The sequence below is a fragment of the Lacticaseibacillus porcinae genome (assembly GCF_003946305.1).
GTDB lineage: Bacteria > Bacillota > Bacilli > Lactobacillales > Lactobacillaceae > Lacticaseibacillus > Lacticaseibacillus porcinae.
Window position 1 is genome coordinate 295,598 of the sequence record NZ_RHNS01000001.1, and the last position, 17,937, is coordinate 313,534.

The 17,937-nt window shown below is 48.4% G+C and carries 19 protein-coding genes; 6 read left to right on the forward strand and 13 right to left on the reverse strand.

Annotated features, from left to right (window positions below; genetic code table 11):
• Window positions 1–4 precede the first annotated feature (4 nt).
• The 3 genes from recD2 to EKM92_RS01380 all read right to left on the reverse strand — a co-directional run bounded on the left by recD2 (window position 5) and on the right by EKM92_RS01380 (window position 3,794).
• A complete protein-coding gene (gene recD2 / locus EKM92_RS01370) occupies window positions 5–2,407 on the reverse strand; it encodes an SF1B family DNA helicase RecD2 (protein ID WP_125707117.1) in 2,403 nt (800 codons plus the stop codon).
• Window positions 2,400–3,053: a tetratricopeptide repeat protein gene (locus EKM92_RS01375; RefSeq protein WP_125707482.1), complete on the reverse strand. Its 654-nt coding sequence runs from the start codon at window positions 3,051–3,053 to the stop codon at window positions 2,400–2,402. The genes recD2 and EKM92_RS01375 overlap by 8 nt, the downstream gene beginning before the upstream one ends.
• Window positions 3,054–3,131: 78 nt before the next feature.
• A complete protein-coding gene (locus EKM92_RS01380) occupies window positions 3,132–3,794 on the reverse strand; it encodes a histidine phosphatase family protein (RefSeq protein WP_125707119.1) in 663 nt (220 codons plus the stop codon).
• 104 nt (window positions 3,795–3,898) lie between these two features.
• Here EKM92_RS01380 and EKM92_RS01385 point away from each other — a divergent pair, with 104 nt between their 5' ends.
• The gene (locus EKM92_RS01385) at window positions 3,899–5,077 is read left to right on the forward strand and encodes an iron-containing alcohol dehydrogenase (protein ID WP_125707121.1); all 1,179 of its coding nucleotides are present in this window, start codon (window positions 3,899–3,901) and stop codon (window positions 5,075–5,077) included.
• A gap of 55 nt (window positions 5,078–5,132) precedes the next feature.
• Here the strand turns inward: EKM92_RS01385 and EKM92_RS01390 are convergent, their stop codons facing one another.
• The 4 genes from EKM92_RS01390 to mnmA all read right to left on the reverse strand — a co-directional run bounded on the left by EKM92_RS01390 (window position 5,133) and on the right by mnmA (window position 8,762).
• Window positions 5,133–6,224, reverse strand: coding sequence for a hypothetical protein (locus EKM92_RS01390; protein ID WP_125707123.1), 1,092 nt, complete (start codon window positions 6,222–6,224; stop codon window positions 5,133–5,135).
• Window positions 6,208–6,714, reverse strand: coding sequence for a sigma-70 family RNA polymerase sigma factor (locus tag EKM92_RS01395; protein ID WP_164509855.1), 507 nt, complete (start codon window positions 6,712–6,714; stop codon window positions 6,208–6,210). Before EKM92_RS01395 ends, EKM92_RS01390 begins: the two co-directional genes overlap by 17 nt.
• 87 nt (window positions 6,715–6,801) lie before the next feature.
• Window positions 6,802–7,542 (reverse strand): CPBP family intramembrane glutamic endopeptidase, encoded by a 741-nt coding sequence (locus EKM92_RS01400; RefSeq protein ID WP_125707127.1) that lies wholly within the window; start codon window positions 7,540–7,542, stop codon window positions 6,802–6,804.
• A gap of 89 nt (window positions 7,543–7,631) precedes the next feature.
• Window positions 7,632–8,762, reverse strand: coding sequence for a tRNA 2-thiouridine(34) synthase MnmA (mnmA, locus tag EKM92_RS01405; RefSeq protein WP_125707129.1), 1,131 nt, complete (start codon window positions 8,760–8,762; stop codon window positions 7,632–7,634).
• A gap of 132 nt (window positions 8,763–8,894) precedes the next feature.
• Here mnmA and EKM92_RS13530 point away from each other — a divergent pair, with 132 nt between their 5' ends.
• Both EKM92_RS13530 and EKM92_RS01410 read left to right on the forward strand, forming a co-directional pair.
• Window positions 8,895–9,065, forward strand: coding sequence for a hypothetical protein (locus tag EKM92_RS13530; RefSeq protein WP_164509856.1), 171 nt, complete (start codon window positions 8,895–8,897; stop codon window positions 9,063–9,065).
• A gap of 15 nt (window positions 9,066–9,080) precedes the next feature.
• Entirely contained in the window at window positions 9,081–9,602 is a 522-nt protein-coding gene (locus EKM92_RS01410) for a GNAT family N-acetyltransferase (RefSeq protein WP_125707131.1), read from the forward strand.
• Between the two features lie 41 nt (window positions 9,603–9,643).
• Here the strand turns inward: EKM92_RS01410 and EKM92_RS01415 are convergent, their stop codons facing one another.
• From EKM92_RS01415 to EKM92_RS01435, 5 genes are all read right to left on the reverse strand, one after another.
• Window positions 9,644–9,985, reverse strand: coding sequence for a DUF1831 domain-containing protein (locus EKM92_RS01415; protein WP_125707133.1), 342 nt, complete (start codon window positions 9,983–9,985; stop codon window positions 9,644–9,646).
• 598 nt (window positions 9,986–10,583) lie between these two features.
• Window positions 10,584–11,744, reverse strand: a complete 1,161-nt coding sequence (locus tag EKM92_RS01420) for a cysteine desulfurase family protein (RefSeq protein WP_125707135.1) — start codon at window positions 11,742–11,744, stop codon at window positions 10,584–10,586.
• Window positions 11,745–11,746: 2 nt separating this feature from the next.
• The gene (locus tag EKM92_RS01425; protein WP_125707137.1) at window positions 11,747–12,445 is read right to left on the reverse strand and encodes a 5'-methylthioadenosine/adenosylhomocysteine nucleosidase; all 699 of its coding nucleotides are present in this window, start codon (window positions 12,443–12,445) and stop codon (window positions 11,747–11,749) included.
• Window positions 12,446–12,507: 62 nt separating this feature from the next.
• Window positions 12,508–12,780, reverse strand: a complete 273-nt coding sequence (locus EKM92_RS01430) for a hypothetical protein (RefSeq protein ID WP_125707139.1) — start codon at window positions 12,778–12,780, stop codon at window positions 12,508–12,510.
• Between the two features lie 4 nt (window positions 12,781–12,784).
• Window positions 12,785–13,318 (reverse strand): NUDIX hydrolase, encoded by a 534-nt coding sequence (locus tag EKM92_RS01435; protein ID WP_125707141.1) that lies wholly within the window; start codon window positions 13,316–13,318, stop codon window positions 12,785–12,787.
• Window positions 13,319–13,480: 162 nt separating this feature from the next.
• Here EKM92_RS01435 and EKM92_RS01440 point away from each other — a divergent pair, with 162 nt between their 5' ends.
• Both EKM92_RS01440 and EKM92_RS01445 read left to right on the forward strand, forming a co-directional pair.
• Window positions 13,481–14,191, forward strand: a complete 711-nt coding sequence (locus EKM92_RS01440; RefSeq protein ID WP_225420692.1) for a 5-bromo-4-chloroindolyl phosphate hydrolysis family protein — start codon at window positions 13,481–13,483, stop codon at window positions 14,189–14,191.
• Window positions 14,188–15,345, forward strand: coding sequence for a toxic anion resistance protein (locus EKM92_RS01445; protein WP_125707143.1), 1,158 nt, complete (start codon window positions 14,188–14,190; stop codon window positions 15,343–15,345). The genes EKM92_RS01440 and EKM92_RS01445 overlap by 4 nt, the downstream gene beginning before the upstream one ends.
• A gap of 139 nt (window positions 15,346–15,484) precedes the next feature.
• On the opposite strand, the gene EKM92_RS01450 is transcribed toward EKM92_RS01445, so the two are convergent.
• Complete coding sequence (locus tag EKM92_RS01450) at window positions 15,485–16,918, reverse strand: MFS transporter (RefSeq protein ID WP_125707145.1); 1,434 nt, start codon at window positions 16,916–16,918, stop codon at window positions 15,485–15,487.
• 138 nt (window positions 16,919–17,056) lie between these two features.
• Between EKM92_RS01450 and EKM92_RS01455 the strand changes: the two genes are divergently transcribed.
• A complete protein-coding gene (locus EKM92_RS01455) occupies window positions 17,057–17,896 on the forward strand; it encodes a phosphate ABC transporter substrate-binding protein (RefSeq protein ID WP_125707147.1) in 840 nt (279 codons plus the stop codon).
• Window positions 17,897–17,937 lie beyond the last annotated feature (41 nt).

The window sequence follows — 17,937 nt, forward strand, 5'->3', positions numbered from 1 at the left end:
AAAATTACTCCTTATGGGGCATTGCGGGGTCAACTGAGGCAAAATCCATTGGCTTCACACCTGCCATTCCGATCATAGGATCAATCGTTTGACTTTGGACCAGCGCTTCAGTCAATACAAATACTTTTGGTTCGTCATTACTCTCTTCATTGTCTGATAGCAACTCGTTTGTGTCAACCGGTGTCATGACGGCTTGCAACCGCGCCACTAAACTGGTTTTGCGGTTATCAGCGACAGATTGGACAGCGAGTTCAAAGGCGCGAGGGTCACCCATCAACACCAATGACTGACTCGCGCGCGTCACTGCCGTATACAACAAGTTTCGCCGCAACATCCGCTTTGACGCTAACGTCAACGGCAAAATCACCAAATCAAACTCGCTACCTTGCGCCTTGTGGATCGACGTTGCATAAGCCAACGTAAACTTGGCAAAATCACTGCGGGTGTAAGTGATCTCTGAAGAATCAAAGTCGATGATCAACTCATCAGTTTTAGAATCCGCCTCTTTTGCTGGGGTGATGCCGATCACGCGACCGATCTCGCCATTAAAGACTTGTTGTTCTGGATTGTTCACCAATTGCAAAATTTTGTCGCCGATGCGATAAGTGCGATCGCCAAATGTGACTTCTTTGGAGCGGTCAGACTTTTTCGGATTGACAATATTTTGCAATAAGGCATTAAGTTGATCGATGCCGCCGGCGCCGCGATACATCGGCGCGAGCACTTGCATGTCGTTCAAGTCAAATTTCTGTGCCGCTTTGGCGACCACTTGGCCGACAACGGCAGCCAGTTGATTTGGCGGGCATAAAATAAAGCTGCGATCCGCTTTTTGTTGTTGCCAATCTGCAGGCAACTGCCCCATGTTAATGGCATGCGCCAAGTCGATGATCGAAGACTGTGAATCTTGGCGGTGAATATGGGTCAATTCTTGCGCTGGTAGGCAGTGTGCCCGCAACAAGTCGGCAAACACTTGCCCAGGACCGACGCTTGGCAGTTGGTCTTTATCCCCGACTAAGATCAAGCGAATGCCTGGATGTAGCGACATTAACAAGGTGCGGAACAAATAAGTGTCCACCATCGACATTTCATCAACGATCAACAACCCATCTGGCAATTCTTTCGGTTCATATTCATCAGAGTCGATGGTTAAGCCTAACAACCTGTGGATCGTGCTAGCAGGCAAGCCGGTGGTTTCAGTCATGCGTTTGGCGGCGCGGCCTGTCGGTGCGGCTAACATAATGGGGAACGGTTCGTCTTTATAGGAGTTCACATCAAGCGATAAATCATTGATCTCCGCATAGGTGCGGACGATACCATTGACCACCGTTGTTTTCCCAGTCCCAGGACCGCCAGTCAACGCAAAGATCCCTGATTGCATCGCCGTGACGATCGCATGCCGCTGGGTATCATCATAGGTGATGTCGGCGGCTTTTTGCACATCTTTTAAGGCGTGTTGAATCGCTTTGTCGCTTGGTTTGTCGACATCTTGATCGAGTTGCTTTAAGCGATTGGCAATTTCAAATTCGGCGTCATACAAGCGCTTAGGATAAATGCGTTTATCTTCGGCCATGATTTTATTGCTTTTGCGTAAGGCGATCACGGCATCAGCGACATCATCTGGCGTGATTTCGACATTCCGCGCACCTTCAAGCATCCCGATCGTCGCATCCAGCAATTCCGGCAATTCAACGTAAGTGTCGCCTTCGCCTTCCGTTTGATTGGTCAACGTCTCCATTACCGCGCCTTGAATGCGAATCGGCGCATCTGGTGCGATATTCATGTGCGCAGCGATCGCGTCAGCGCGCTTAAACCCAATGCCTTCAACGTCTGCGATCAATCGGTAAGGATTTTCTTCGATCACATCTAGCGCATCAGTGTCATACAACGCGTAGATTTTCGCCGCCATGTTTGCCGTGAAGCCGAAGTCATTTAAGCCGATGATCACTTGCTCCATGCCAAGATTGGCTTTGAGGTTATCGACTAAAGTTTTTTGACGATCAGGCTTGAGCTTCAACGGGGTCAGGACGCTGGGATCTTTGAGGATCTTATCGATGGCATTAACGCCGAGGTCTTCGACAATGCGTTCTGCAGTTTTCTTCCCGATCCCAGGAAATTTCTCTGAACTCAAATAGCCGATCAGCCCGGCTTTTCCGCTGGGCTTTTCGACTTGATAGTTGTCGGCAGCAAACTGTTGCCCATATTTTGGATGGGTGACCAATTTCCCGATGAAGTTGTAAGTTTCATCTTCTTTCACATCACCAAAAGAGCCGGTCACCACAATCTCTGGCTCCAACCACGTGAGGTTGGTTTTGGTGATAGTGATCAATAGAATTTTGAAAAAACTAGTCGGGCTTTGAAAAAAAATGCTTTTGACCCGGCCGGTGACGCTTTGCGGCTCGTCAGTCATCCGATGACTCCTTGTGCAGTAAGTAGCCGGCAATATCGCGGACTTGGTTAGCCTTTTGATCGTAGCTATCAGGATCTAACCGTTTGGCTTCATCAAGATATTTCGAACCATCTTGACCAGCGCCAGTCAACGCCATGCCGTAAGTGAAATAAGCTTGCGCATTTTTCGTGCGAAGTTGTGGCTCGAGCATATCAGCCGCTTGTTGAAACGCCCCCATGCCTAATAACAACTCCGCTGTCAATAACGCAGCATCTAAGCGATGAGGCGCGGCTTCATGGGCAGTTAGCGCAAAGGCTAAGGCTTTTTGTGGCTGTTCCAAATGTTGATAGGATAAAGCGACCATGTAAGTCGCGTCTTGGCCTAAGTTATCTTGATTTTTCGTCAGTTGTTGGAAATATTGAATGGCGAGTTGCCAGTTTTCTTGACGGAATTGGAGTAACCCAAAGTTATACACCAACTCCCCGTCTTCTGGAAACAACCCGATGGCTTGCATCAACAGTTGCGTGGCTTCATCATAGGCGTTAATAGCGATCAGCATCGTCGCCAAGGTCGCATAACGCTTGGGGTCTTTGGGATTTTCATCAATGGCGGCGATGGCGGCATGAATCGCGCCGTCGTGATCACCGTGATTAAATTGGGAGATCATGTTTTGCTTGGGTTTCTTCGGAGCTTGAGACTTTTTTGACGTGTTGTTGTGTTTGTTGTCTTTTAACATGATGACTCCTTAAATCGTGTCCGTGGGATCGAGTTTTTTGGTCAAATATTCGGTGTCGTTCCACTTGATCAACTTGAACGGGAGTTTTGGTCCGTAGGCTTCTAAAATCGTCACTGACGAATTGGTCAAGCCCCCCATTTTACGCATATCCGCGATTGGGGTGCCAAGCAAACTTTGGATCAAGGCCACAAGTGCAGCGCCATGGCTGACAAATAATAAATTCGCTTCGCCAGTCACATCTGCTTTCACCGCATCTAACACCACCGGTTGCATCCGCTTGATCAAATCTGGGAAGGTTTCGCCTTCAATGGCAGTGGGATCATATTCGCCAGGTGCCGCGCGGAAGGCGTGTAATTCTTTGGGATACTTTTTGGCAACATCAGTGAACTTCATGCCTTCCATTTTGCCTAAATTGAATTCCCGCATCCCCACCGTGGTCGTGGTGGGAATATTTTCATCGAGATATTGTAACAAGGTCTTGGCTGTCGCTTGTGCACGAGGCAGTGGGCTGATGTAGCAATGGGCAAAATGCGTGCCTTTCAAGTAACTGGCAAGCTGGTGGATCTGCTCGTAGCTTTCTGGCAACAATGGTGAATCGCCATTGGCCCCTTGATAGCGCCCTTCCAAATTCCATTGCGTCTTGCCGTGCCGCACAAAAAATAATCGTGTCAACGTCGTGCCCTCCTTGTTGTTGCTTCTATTATCGCGATTTTTGCCCCCCTTTTCAACCGGCGGGCGGTATAATTGAGGTAATCAGAAATTTGGAGGCCTTTTCAGTGAAAGATTTTACTTATGCTAACCCCACCGACATTCGCTTTGGCGATTACATCGATTCACAACTTGCCGATACTGTCGCCCGCTTTGGTCAAAAGGTATTGTTGGTGTATGGGGGTCACTCGATCAAAAAAACTGGATTGTACCAGCGGGTGATCGATTTGTTAAAAGGCTTTGATATCGTTGAACTGCCTGGCGTTGAACCGAATCCTAAAATCGATTCCGTTCGTGCTGGCGTCAAACTCGCACAAGATCGCGACGTCGTGCTTGCAGTTGGCGGCGGCTCGGTCATTGACGCTGCCAAAGTCATTGCCACTGCGGCTCATTACGACGGCGATGCTTGGGACTTAGTGGTTGATCGTGAACTTGCGCAACAACAAACGATGTTGCCATTAGTGGATATTGTGACACTTGCTGCAACTGGGAGCGAAATGAATGTCAACGCGGTGATCTCAGATCCTAGTCGCAACGCTAAAGTTGGTGCGCGCTGCCCAAGTGGTCCTGCAGTTTCCTTCTTGGATCCACGATTGACCATCACCGTGCCGGCTAGTCAAACGGCAGCCGGTTCGATGGATATTTTCTCGCATTTGTGTGAACAATATTTCGACCGCTCCGATTCAAATGATGTCTCCAAAGGCATGATCGAAGGGTTAATGCAAGCCGTCACTCGCTGGGCACCTGTCGCGATCAACAAACCAGATTCTCTTGATGCCCGTGCAAACTTAATGTGGGCGGCCACCAATGCTTGTTCTGGTTTAGTGGGTGCTGGCACTGAAAGTCGCTGGTCATGTCACGCAATGGAACATCAACTGTCGGCGTTTTATGATGTGACGCATGGTGTTGGCCTTGGAATATTAACGCCGCGCTGGATGCAATATGTCCTAGATCATGATGAATCTTCGGCGAAATTATTCGCGCGGTTCGGTCATCGGGTTTGGGATCTGCCAGTGCTCGGTAATGTGCACAACCGCGCACAAGAAGCCATCGATGCGACATGGAGTTGGATTTTTGGGTTAGGCTTTGGCATGACGCTTCCTGAAATTGGGATCGAAGACGACAAGCATTTTGCTGAAATGGCCAAAACTGCCGCTGCAGGTGGGTTAGATCATGCTTACTTGCCACTGGATGCGCAAGCTGTTGAAGATATTTATCGCGCTAGCATGACGCCCGGGATTCACTAGCATTTTAAAAAGTCTGTTCACTGGATTGAAATCAGTGAGCAGACTTTTTTTGCGCTTATGGTAATAATTGTGATGCCGGCACTTCAAAGGTAGCAGGTACTTGACGGTTAGGTTCTTTGCCAGGAAGTTCATAGTCGAACTTCACGACATCCCCGGCTTGTAACGCCGTGCGCTTGCCGTTGCGCCCTCGGTAATCAGTCGCAAACGTTGATTGAAAATTAGCTTGCGTCAAGCCATTGTGATGTGTGACGGCTAAATTCTGCCCGCTGATCCCCAAAGATAAGTCGCCAACTTCATGCCCATTTTGATAAACCACCCCACGGGAGATCCAGGCCGCTTGCAAATATTTCTGCTGAGAGGATGCCGTAAGTTGTTGCGGATCGAAGCTAGTTTGATAATTTAATACCAGACTTTGACCGCTGGCTTGGACTTTTGTTAAGGCAACGGTCACTGGGCCACCGATCACTTGAGCGCTACGAGTTTGCGTTAACGACCGCGTAGTTGCTTTAAACTGTGGCAGCGATAAATTCTGCCAGCTGAGGTCATGAGTGGTGCCATTGACTTTGCTTAATTTCAAATCAAAGCCTTTGGTATTGGCATCACCTGTGATTGGCGGATACCAAGCAATCACTTGTCGATAATGACCCAGCGCCACTTTTGCGGCGTTAGCTTCAAAATCAATATCTTGGCCAGCACCTAAGTTATTCACTGAAACATTGGCTTGATCAAATTTGTTGGGGTCGATGCCAGGGCCTGAATAATCGACGATCACTGCTGACACCCCAGCTGATGCCATCGTCCCGATCGGTTGCACCTGAATGCCGTTGACGTCTTGTGCCGCAACGTGCAACGAATGATAGACATTGGTATTCGCAAAATCCCCTAACAATTGATTTAGCGTTGGATCCCAACGTTTTGATTGCGTGGAACTTTCATCAAGTAATTGTTGATAAGCAGGTACGATGCCCCCAGCTTGAATCGCAACCGGTGCAACTGTTGCCAACAACCCAACTGTGGCTAAGCCGATGACACTGCCGACGACCACATGGCGGCGATGTTTCACTGGACGCGCCTGGGCAACGCCTTGACTGATCGCCGCATTGACTAAATTCTTTGGCACTTCAATTTGTTCAAATTCGGTAAGCATCACGCACCGCTCCTTCCTGACGCATCCGCGCCAATCCGCGATTCAAACGACTTTTCACCGTACCCAACGGCAAATGCAACACTTTTGCGATTTGCGCCAGCGGCAAGTCGTTGTAATAACGCATCACAATCACCACTTGCAAAGCTTTCGGCAACTTTTCTAAATCACTTTGCAGATTTGCATGCAAGTCGCTGGCGACGCTTGGTTCATCGACAGCTAAAGCCGTCAACTTCGGCTGATGTTTGCGCATCATTTTGAAAATGCAGTTCAATTCCACGCGGATCAACCACGTGTCAAAATATTCAGGATGTTTCAACTTGTGGATGCTCAACATCACTTGCAAGGCGGTTTCTTGCACCGCGTCCAACGCGTCTTGTTGGTTGTGCAAGTATAAGTAAGCGGTGCGATAAAGCTTGTCATTGCGCGTCTGCAGCAACATGACCAAAGCCGTTTGATCACCGGATTGTGCAGATTCGATCAATTCTTGCATACCCATTCCTCCAATTCGTCGTACACCTATTAGTACGACTCAGCGGGCAAAAAGTTCCCCTTTACGAGAAAAAAAGCCGCTGACCGCTCAGCGACTCCCTTCTAGATCGAACAATTTCAACGGTTTGCGACTCCCATGAACAATGATCACTGCGATTGCCAGGTACACCATCACCCAAAACAGCGACCCGTACAACAAGATTTGAAAACTCCCAGTCGGCGTCCCAGACATGCCGTGAATCGCCACCGCAAAATAATCTAAGCTGAAATGAAACGCCATTGGCACCAACAAACTGCCACTGCGCAAATACATTGCGGCAAGCATCACCCCCATGCCCGCTGCTTGAAGAATTTGAATCGCAGTGATCCCAGCACTTTGATGGGTGAGGTTGATCAAATGCAATGCCCCGAATAATAAGCCAGACGTTAACATCGCCGCCCAAGCATTGCGCCAATGCTTCAGCAATTGTGTGAAGATCACGCCGCGGAACATGCATTCTTCCGTTGCCGCAGCCACAATCCCGACCACTAACCCAGTGGGGATGCGACTGGCATGACCAAATCGTACGGTGACCACGCCGACGACGATCCACAATATCAACAGCCAAGTCCAAGTCCGCCATTTTAAATTGAGGAAATGGAGCTTTTGATGGATCAACCACCAGTTCAACAATAAGATTACGACTAGCTCAAGACCTTTATACACCAGTAAATGCGGGACATAAGCGAGATGCAACAATCTGGTGCCGTAGCCGATCACCACTTCCCCAAGTAGCAATTCTAAAATAAAAAATAGCGTCAAGCGCCAATACCATGATAACTTGTCCATTGAAGTCCTCCTGATCACTCATGCGCCGATTATACCAAATTTTCAGCCCTCAACAAAAAAACAACCGAGTCGCCTCGGTTGTCTCACGATTAAACGTATTGTAAAACTTTCTCGTCAGCGTAAGCGACGTCGATAGTCCCACCACCGTAGCACTCCTCGCCGTTGTATAACACAACTGCTTGGCCTGGGGTGATCGCACGCACTGGCTCGTCAAAAACGATATGCGCATTGTCGCCGTCTAAGTGAACCGTGACGCCAACATCAGCTTGGCGGTAACGGAACTTCGCGGTGCAATGGAAGTCTTGCGCAGGTGCTGAGCCGGTAAAGAAGCTCATACCAGATGCATCAAGGCTAGTGGCCATCAAATGTGGGTTGTTGAAGCCTTGGCCCACATACAAAATGTTCTTCGATAAGTCCTTACCAACAACAAACCAAGGCTCGGAGTTCTCAGAGTTCCCACCGATGCCAAGGCCGCCGCGTTGGCCGATGGTGTAATACATCAAACCATCATGTTGGCCTTTAACTTCGCCTTCATAAGTCATCATCTTACCAGGTTGTGCTGGTAAGTAGGTGGATAAGAACTGCTTGAAGTTACGCTCGCCGATAAAGCAGATCCCAGTGGAATCTTTCTTTGCGGCAGTTGCCAAACCGTACTCAGCGGCAATGGCACGTACTTCTGGCTTTTGCAAATGGCCGATCGGGAACATTGCCTTTTTGAGTTGGGCTTGGGAAAGCTGACTCAAGAAGTAAGTCTGATCCTTGTTGCCATCAGCGCCGCGCAACATGTGCACGATGCCGTTTTCGTCAGTGGTCGTTTGGGCGTAGTGACCCATGGCGATGTAGTCAGCGTCAAGCTCTTCAGCGTAATCTAAAAACGCTGCGAACTTCACTTCTTTGTTGCACATCACGTCAGGGTTTGGCGTGCGGCCGGCTTTGTACTCGGTTAAGAAATATTGGAAGACACGATCCCAATATTCTTTTTCGAAGTTGATCGAGTAGTAAGGGATGCCGATTTCTGCAGCGACTTTAGCCACATCTTCGTAGTCTTCCGTCGCGGTACAGACGCCATATTCGTCGGTGTCGTCCCAGTTTTTCATGAAGACGCCCACCACGTCATAGCCTTGTTGCTTGAGGAGCAAGGCGGTCACGCTGGAGTCCACGCCGCCTGACATCCCGACGACAACGCGGGTATTGCTGTTGTCCATATGATTCACCATCATTTCATTAAATTGCTGAAAGCATTGATTTGAAGGTCAAGATTCCAGTAACGCCCAGTATACCATAATTGCTTGCCAAAAGTAAGAGAATGACCGCGCGTTTTTTAGCGTATACTGAAAATTGAGGTGATCGTTTTGAAAATTTTCTTAGCGTTGATGGGCCTATGCTTATTAGTATTAGGCGCGCAATTCATGTCAGGCCGCTGGTTGTCGATGATCAAAGCGAACGCCACCAAACAAAATGGCATTGCTGTCGGGTTGCCTTTGCTGGTGTTCGGCTTGTTGTTATTGCGCTTCGCCTTTTAATTCAGGAGGACTTCGATGGATCCAGATTATTTAACTGGCACCCAGTGTGTCTTACGCGATATCCCAGAATCAGATTATCCAGCATTACAGGCAATTGAAAATTCAGTCCGCTTAGAAGCAGACGACGACTTACCATATCCCCAAACACCCGATGCCATTGAAAAAATGGCCACGATGAAAGCCCCAGATCACTGTTTCGGCATTTACGTCAGCCATGAACTTGCTGGCAGCGTTGCGGTGTTTGGGGTGGACTTCCTGCATCAACACGCCAAAGTCGGCATCGCCATCAGCCCTGACTTTCAACACCGTGGACTAGGCACCGACGCCTTGACGGTGATGATGAATTTCTGCTTTGCCCAAATGCCGCTACACAAAATCAAGTTAACGGTATTTGTTGACAATATCGCTGCGATCCACTGTTACGAAAAGCTCGGATTTCAACTTGCCGGACGCTTTAAAGACGAGTACTTCCGCAACGGTCGCTTCATCGATTTACTCGCCTATGAGTTGATGCGTAGCGACTGGCTCGCCAAATAAATACAGACGTCTCGGAAATTCCGAGGCGTCTGTATTTGCGTTTAAGCGAGTTTGATCACTTGGCGATCGATCAATTCCGCAACAATGTAGTTGAACTGTTCAACGTTTTCTGCAGTTTTGTCGGTTTTGAAAATGTTGACGGCTTTTAACCCATTGCCGGTGGTCACACCCATTTGAAAAGCCGTGAGGTCGGCTTTAAAGGTGATCCGCAATTTGTTGGCGGCAGTGTATGGCGAATTCGGATCCAATGAGCGTTCTAATTGGAAGTTCCCGTTTTTCGTTTTGATAAAGCCCAAGTCCATCAAGGTATAACGCTTCACCGCAGGATCAACTGCGTAAGTCTTGGGACTGCCAAGTGGTGCACTGGTGGTTGCTAATGCCATAATCTTCCTCCTTGTAAAGCTTTAACATTATTCTACCACGAAAAGCGGTTACTTGTGGCGTTCAGAGAAAAAACTCAGCACCCTGAAACCAGCGCACAACAAATCCACGAAACAATATTCTGCTTCGTGGATCCGCGGCTTCTAGCCGATTCAATTACGTTCATGCAGTCTCAACAACAATCAAGGACGTTGCTGCGGGCCTTGGCTTATTAGACCTCAACCGCGTTCGTCGCTAATCGGCTTTGCACTGCCTTTCGCAAACAGACGTCGCCTTGCGTCTCACGTCACCGTGAGGGCACTACTCCCGGCTGTAACTGGTTTGAGTCCACGACTGGGACCCTTCAGTACCGGCACTTTGGAACTGGAGATCTAGCAGCGCTCGACAGTTAAGCCCAGATGCTACGGGATAGTCTCCGAGAGTTTAGCGGGCACTTCCACCCGTCGCGAAGTGATACGGGTGACCTGCGCTCAGCCACCCACTCCTCATAGAATTCATCACCATGATAGCGCCTTCTAAAATAAAAAACAAGTACTAAAAGTTATAAACGTTTTTCCGAAAAAAATCGCCGTCACCCTAAGGCAACGACGACATTTCAATTTACTTGTTGGCGCGAGCAAGCAGGCGATTAGCGATTTTGATCAACGCTTCACCGAATGCTTGCACTTCTTCAGCAGTGGTGTAAGTACCGAAGCTGACCCGGATAGATTCACCGATGCGAGGCGAATCTTCACCAAACATCGCGATCAACACATGAGAAGGCTCCAAACTCCCTGCTGTACATGCAGAGCCACCAGAAATCGCAAAGCCAGCTAAGTCTAAGTTGGTTTGCAACGCATAAGTGGACAAGCCTTTCAACCACAAGTTCAACACATGGTTAGGGTTGTCAGGCTTTAAGCTGCCGTTTAATGCGTAATCGATGCCTGCATCATCCAGTTGCTTCAACAATTGTTGCTTGAAGCCGTAAAAGTCTGCTTGGTGCTTGGCTTTGACTTCAGGGGTCAACAATGACACAGCCTTAGCCATGCCGACGATCCCGGCAACATTTTCAGTCCCAGCGCGGCGTTTCTTTTCTTGTTCCCCACCATTCATGAATGGTAACAACTTGTAGCCTGGACGGCGATACAAGAAACCGACACCTTTAGGGCCGTTGATCTTGTGCGCAGACGTCGACAAGAAGTCAACATGCAAGGCGTCAACATCGATATCATACAACCCGTAAGTTTGGGTGGCATCGGTGTGAAATAACGCTTGATGGTCGACTAAACGCTCACCGATCGCTTGAATCGGCAACCGCGAACCGACTTCATTGTTCCCCATCATCACCGAAACTAAAATGGTGTCATCATCTAATGCCGCATCAAAATCTGCGAGATCTAATTCCCCAGTTTCAGACACTGGCAAATAAGTCACGTTAAAGCCTTCGCGTTCAAGCGACTTCATCGATTCTAAAACACTAGGATGTTCGATGGCTGTGGTGATGATGTGTTTGCCTTTGCCAGCCATGGCATGGGCAACGGTTTTAATGGCTGTGTTGTTGGCTTCAGTGGCGCCGCTGGTGAAAATAATATCATCAGGCTTGGCGTTGATGGATTGCGCAATGACTTTGCGGGCAGCATCAAGTTCAGTGTGGGCGGTGCGGCCAAACCAGTGACTGGAGCTGGCATTGCCGAAGTCATTTTGCATTTGATCGGTCATCGCTTGCACCACTGCTGGTGCCATTGGCGTGGTCGCGGCATTATCAAGATAAATATGTTGCATGATCAAACTTCCTTTAATTGGTGGATATAAGCGAGTAACATTTGGGCAGAACGTTTGCCGGCATCAACGATAAATTCGTCAAAGCTTTGACCAGCATCCCCATCAGCGGTATCACTCATGGCGCGGATCACAACAAAAGGCGTCTTAAATTGCGTGGCCACTTGCCCGATCGCAGCACCTTCCATTTCAGCAGCAAGGGCTTCTGGGTAAATGCTGAGGATGCGCTTTTTCGCATCGTCTGAAGCGATGAATTGGTCCCCTGAAACGATCAAACCAGTTTTGGTGTGTAATCCAACTGATTCAGCAGCGCGGGCAATGTCGGCGACGACGTCAGCGTCGGCGGTGAATTTCTGAGGTTGTTGTGGGAGTTGGCCCATGTCATAACCAAAAGCAGTCGCATCAGCATCGTGATATGCAACGGCACTGGATAAGACAACGTCGCCGACTTGTAACCCTTGGCCGATACCACCAGCTGAACCGGTGTTGATGACCACATCAGGGGCAAATTTTTCTAACATGATCGCCGTGGTCATGCCCATTTGCACTTTACCGATACCAGATTCGACTAATACCACCGAAACCCCTTCAATGGTGCCTTTGAAATAGTGTTGGTTGGCGACTGAAATTTCAGTTTCATCGTCTAATTTTGCCAATAATGCGCGCAATTCTTCTTCCATTGCGCAGATCACGCCGATCGTCATAGTTGTCCTCTTTTCAAAAAAATGTCTGAGTCTAGTATACGCTTTTTTAAAGTAAGTCGCAATCACACAAAAGCTAAAACCAAAAAGACGATCACGATCAAAACGAAGACGATACCGATCGCCCAGTTGAGCTTCTTCTTCAAGCCGGTGACGCGCTTATAAGTGATGTCATCAAATTGGCCGTTTGGCTGCATTTTACCGCGTTTTTTCTTGCGTTGTTCTCGCGCATAGTCCCGCTCAACTTCAACGCGCTTTTTATCGCGTTCAGAAGCGGTTGCCTGCGCATGTTTTTGCGCTTCACGGTAGGCTTTGCGAGTTTTTGGTTCGTCGTCCATGAGCTTATCCTTTCATATTGGCCCAAAGAGCTAGGCCTAGAATTGTTTTCGCGTCGCAAATGACGCCTTGTGTTTGCAATTGTTGTGCTTCTTGTAGGGTCAGCCACTGCGCGTTGACGAACTCACCGGCATCTTGCGGGCGTTTGTTCGCGATCGTGCTGAGGTTTTCTGCCAAATACAAATGACATAATGCGTCGGAAAAACCAGCCGCTTGATAAAACTTGGTGAGAAAAGTCATTTGACTAGCTTTTAAACCTGCTTCTTCATTTAACTCACGCGTCGCTGTCACCAATGGGTCTTCGCCGACTTCGATGCGACCAGCCGGTAATTCAATGGTCGCTTGCTTTAACGGTGCGCGCCACTGACTGACAAACAATGCCCGATCCCCGTCAACCGCAAGCACCCCAGCAGATCCTGAAGTATGCACGACTTCGCGTAAAGCCGTGGTGCCATCGGCTAAGCACACAGTTTGTTTGCCTAAGGTCACGACTTTACCTTCAAACACAGTTTCTTCTGATAATAATGTCTCTGGGGTCACGATCAGCCCTCCTCAAATACAACTTACTGTAACAACTATACCGTTGTGCTGTCATCCAGCCAAGGACTTAACGAAAACTTGATGAAACTCCACCCGAAGTCTGATATTGAAGTGATGGTTATATGCTAAAATAGTGGCATAACGAGTTAGGAAGTGAACCAGGTGAAAAAAACGCAAAAACGCATTCGCACTTGGCGGGTGCTGGTTTGGATCGCAGGCGGCGCAGTGCTTGGCTTATTAAGTGGTCACATCGGCATGGCAATTTTTGTCGGCGCGGTGTTTGGCGTTGCTCGCTTGATCGGCGAGCTTTCCCGCCCGCGTCCCGTGCAACCAAACGCCACTAAGCCTTTAAGTGCGACGATGGCAGCCCATTATCAAGAATCCGGTTTAGACGACAGCGAAGTCAAAGTCTTTCGTGAAACCATGGATACCGTATCCGATCAAGTTCAAGAATTTGAAGACATCATCAACCGCGTCCCGAAATTAAAAAGTATTGCCATTAACACTGACATTGTCGATGTGTTACACGCCTACTTCAAAGCGATCGTCCACAATCCTTTAGCGATGGGGGCAGCAGGCCACTTCATTTATGAACAGTTACCTAATTTAGTCCGCATCGCCGAAAAATACGAAGCCATCAGCCATCACGAAGTCAAAACTGAAGATACTTACGCGGTGTTGACGCAAGCGGCCAATACCACTGCTGATCTTGCCAATGCGATCCGCGATGACTATGCGCATTTTGTTGAAACCGACATCGATGCTTTAGAAGCAGATATCAACTTAGCGAAAAAACAAATTCCAGAATCAACGCAAAATGCTAACCTCCGCGTTGATCTCTCCGATCAAAAACTCAAGGAGCACGCCCAATGACAGAAGAACAAAAAACGGATACCAACTTGGTCAACGACTTACTCGCCAATCCTTTCGGTGCAACCGAAGCGCCAGTCGCCCAACCTGTTGATCAACCAACCGCAGTACCTCAAGGCTTGACGCCGGAACAAGAGGCGCAAGCCAAGCAACTTGCCGATCAAATTGACGTGAAGTCTACTGATGCAGTGATGAGCTACGGTGCCAGCGCTCAAAAACAACTCGGTCAATTCTCCCAAACCATGCTTAACAAAGTCCAATCGCAAGATACTGGTGCTGTCGGGGACGCGTTGACCAGTTTAATGGCGCGGTTGAACGAAGCCAACCCAGATGAACTTCGCGCCGAAGACAACAATGTCTTTAAAAAGTTGTTCGGCAAAGTCCGGCGGTCGATTTTTGAAATTACCGCCAAATATCAAAAAATTGGCGCCCAAATCGACTCGATCGCTTCACGCCTTGAAAAAGAACAACAAGGCTTGCTCACCGATAATAAAATGCTCGATGAACTTTACGGCCAAAACAAAGCGTATTTTGACGCGTTGAACATTTACATCGCTGCAGCGAAAATGAAGTTGCAAGAACTTGAAACCACAACGATCCCAGAAGCTATGGCCAAAGCTCAAGCCTCAGGCGATCAAATGCAAGTTCAAGAAGTCAACGACCTCAAGCAATTCCAAACCCGTTTGGAAAAACGTGCTTATGACTTGGAACTCGCCCGTCAAATCACCTTACAACAAGCCCCGCAAATTCGGTTGATTCAAAACACCAACCAAGCGCTTGCTGAAAAGATCCAAGCCTCGATCAACACCGCTATTCCGTTATGGAAGAACCAAGTGGCGATTGCCTTGACTCTCTTGCGTCAAAAAGATGCGGTCACGGCGCAACGGCAAGTTTCTGAAACCACCAATGACTTGTTGAAGAAAAACGCGGCGATGCTTAAGACCTCTGCCATTGAAACCGCCAAAGAAAACGAACGCGGTGTCGTCGACATCGAAACCCTCACCCAAACCCAAAACGATTTGGTGGAAACCCTGCAACAAACTTTGCAGATTCAACAAGAAGGTCGCAGCAAACGACAAGCTGCCGAACAAGAATTATCCAATATGGAAACTGAACTCAAAAATCACCTGCTGGATTACACCAAAGGCAATATGTGATGAACCGCACAGTCAAATCTCAAGTGATTTGGCTGTTTTTTTGTCTTGATAAGGTTACGATTCAAACTCAAAGTATTGCATCACGACGATTCATGCATCTTACGTGAATACTTCATGAATTCAAAAAAGCAAACCACCTTCAGGCAGTTTGCTTGCGATTTTGCCACATGCGATAAGCCGTTAAGATAAAGGCGATCACACATAACCCAATAGCGACAACAAACGCGACGCGCATGCCGCTGATGAATAATTGATTATGGCCAGTTGGATAAGTCGACATATGGTGACCGGCAGTGTGACTCATTGCGGCAAACAAAGTGGTGGTTGCCGCTGAGATCCCCACGACCATCCCTAAGTTTCTGGCTAACGCATTTAAGCCCCCGGCAATACCTAGATCCTTCGGGGCCACTGCTGACATGATGATGGTGTTGTTCGGTGATTGAAACACCCCGTTGCCAAAGCCGTTAATGGCGATGATCACAATGATCACCCATAATGGACTAGACAAATGCCATAGTGCATAGCCGACTTGCGCCAGTAAAATCGCCCCTAACCCTACTAACGTCAAGAAATATGGACCGATTTTATCAGACAGCGACCCTGACAGTGGCGCAATGATCACTTGGACGATCGGAAACACCATCATCAAATACCCGGCATGCGTCGCGGAAAATCCCCGCGCATTTTCTAGATAAAATGGGGTGATCACATTGGAGAAGAAATTGGTCACAAAAATTAAGAACCCGGTTAACAGCGACACTGTGAATTCACGATTGGCAAACAACTTCAGCGATACCAATGGCATATGATGCCGCCGCTCGATGGCAATAAACACGGCAAACAACACCACTGCAAAAATAAACAACCCGATGATCAGCGGTTGGCCAAAACCGACTTCTTGCCCTAACGATACTGCTAAGAAAAATGGTACGATCGCTAGCACATAAGTCCCAAAGCCGCCCCAGTCGATCGGTTGATGACTGGTTTGGAGATCTTTGGGTAAGACAAAGTGCCCAACGATCATGGTGATGATGCCGATCGGGATATTGATCCAGAAAATATATCCCCAAGGCAGCGCCCCTAAGATCAAGCCGCCGATCCCAGGGCCTGCGATCGACCCAACTGCCACAAACGAGCCGATGAGTCCTAAGGCTTTGCCGCGTTCATGTTGCGGGAAGACTTCAGTGATAATGCCATTGTTGTTGGCCATGGTCATCGAAGCGCCTAGGGCTTGCATCACCCGGGCGAACAACAATAGATAAAAGCTGTGATTGAATCCTGCAAGCAAACTCCCAACGGTAAATAACACCGTCCCGAAGCGGAAGACGCCGATTTTCCCTAAGGAATCGCCAAGTTTGCCCATTAACAACAACAACGCGCAAATGACGATCAAATAAATCGACACGACCCATTCTGCTTGGTTCATTGGCACATGAAGGTCTTTTGACATCACTGGCAACGCAATATTGACGATGGACGCATCAAGCGTCGACATAATGGTGAACATCCCCACCGCGGTAATGATCCACCAACGATTCTTTTGGACTTGGGGATCTTGAACATAAGATTGCACGATTTGAACGCCGCCTTTTCTGAAAGTACTTTTAGTATACGCCCATTTACCAAAAAATTACCAATTTGACGTCTTCGATACAAGAAATCAGTCATGTCTTTACATTCAGCCGCTATCCTGAAATGAGGAGGAGAACTCATGAAAAAACTCACTTGGCTGTTATGTAGCCTATTGGTATTAGGCTTGACTGGTTGCGGCATCCACCAAGCAACCGCCAAAAATGATCCCACCATCACCATCGCCGGCTCCACCGCGATGCAACCACTACTCAAAGCTGCCGCCAACGCACAAAAAAATACCATCACCATCAAAGGCGGTGGTAGTGCTGCCGGCTTAAATGCGGTCGCAACTGACAAGGTGACTATCGGTGCTGCCGACATGTTTGCAGAAAATTCCAATACCCCTGCGGTGAAACTGGTCGATCATCAAATCGCGGTGGTCGGCATTGCGCCGATCATCGATCCAGATGCTGGGGTATCGAATTTGACCACTGATCAACTCAAAGCAGTGTTTGCTGGGAAGTTGACGAACTGGCAACAACTTGGCGGCAAAGCCATGCCGATCAAAGTGTTTGTCCGCGAAGCTGGTTCTGGCACGCGCACTGCCTTTGAAGCCCTCGCCTTGCGCGGCGTCCAAGGCGTACAAGGCCATGTGTTGAATTCATCGCAAGCAATGGTCAAACAAGTTAAAAACACACCAGGTGCCATCGGCTATGTCGCCTTTTCAGCGCTACAAGCAGGTGTGCGACCGTTGTTGTTGAATGGTGTTAATCCCACTGATGCTAACGTGACCACCAATCGATGGGAAATTTGGGCGTATGAACATTTGTATACCAACGGTGCGCCGAGTGCCCCAGTTGCAAAGTTTATTCATCAGGTACAAACGGATGATGCGCAAATCAAACAATTAGGCTACATCCCCACTAGCGCCATGCAAGTCGCGCGCACCCATGATGGTCAAATCGAAGATACCTATTAAGTTGAAACGACGCAGTCACTTTTCGTGGCTGCGTCGTTTGT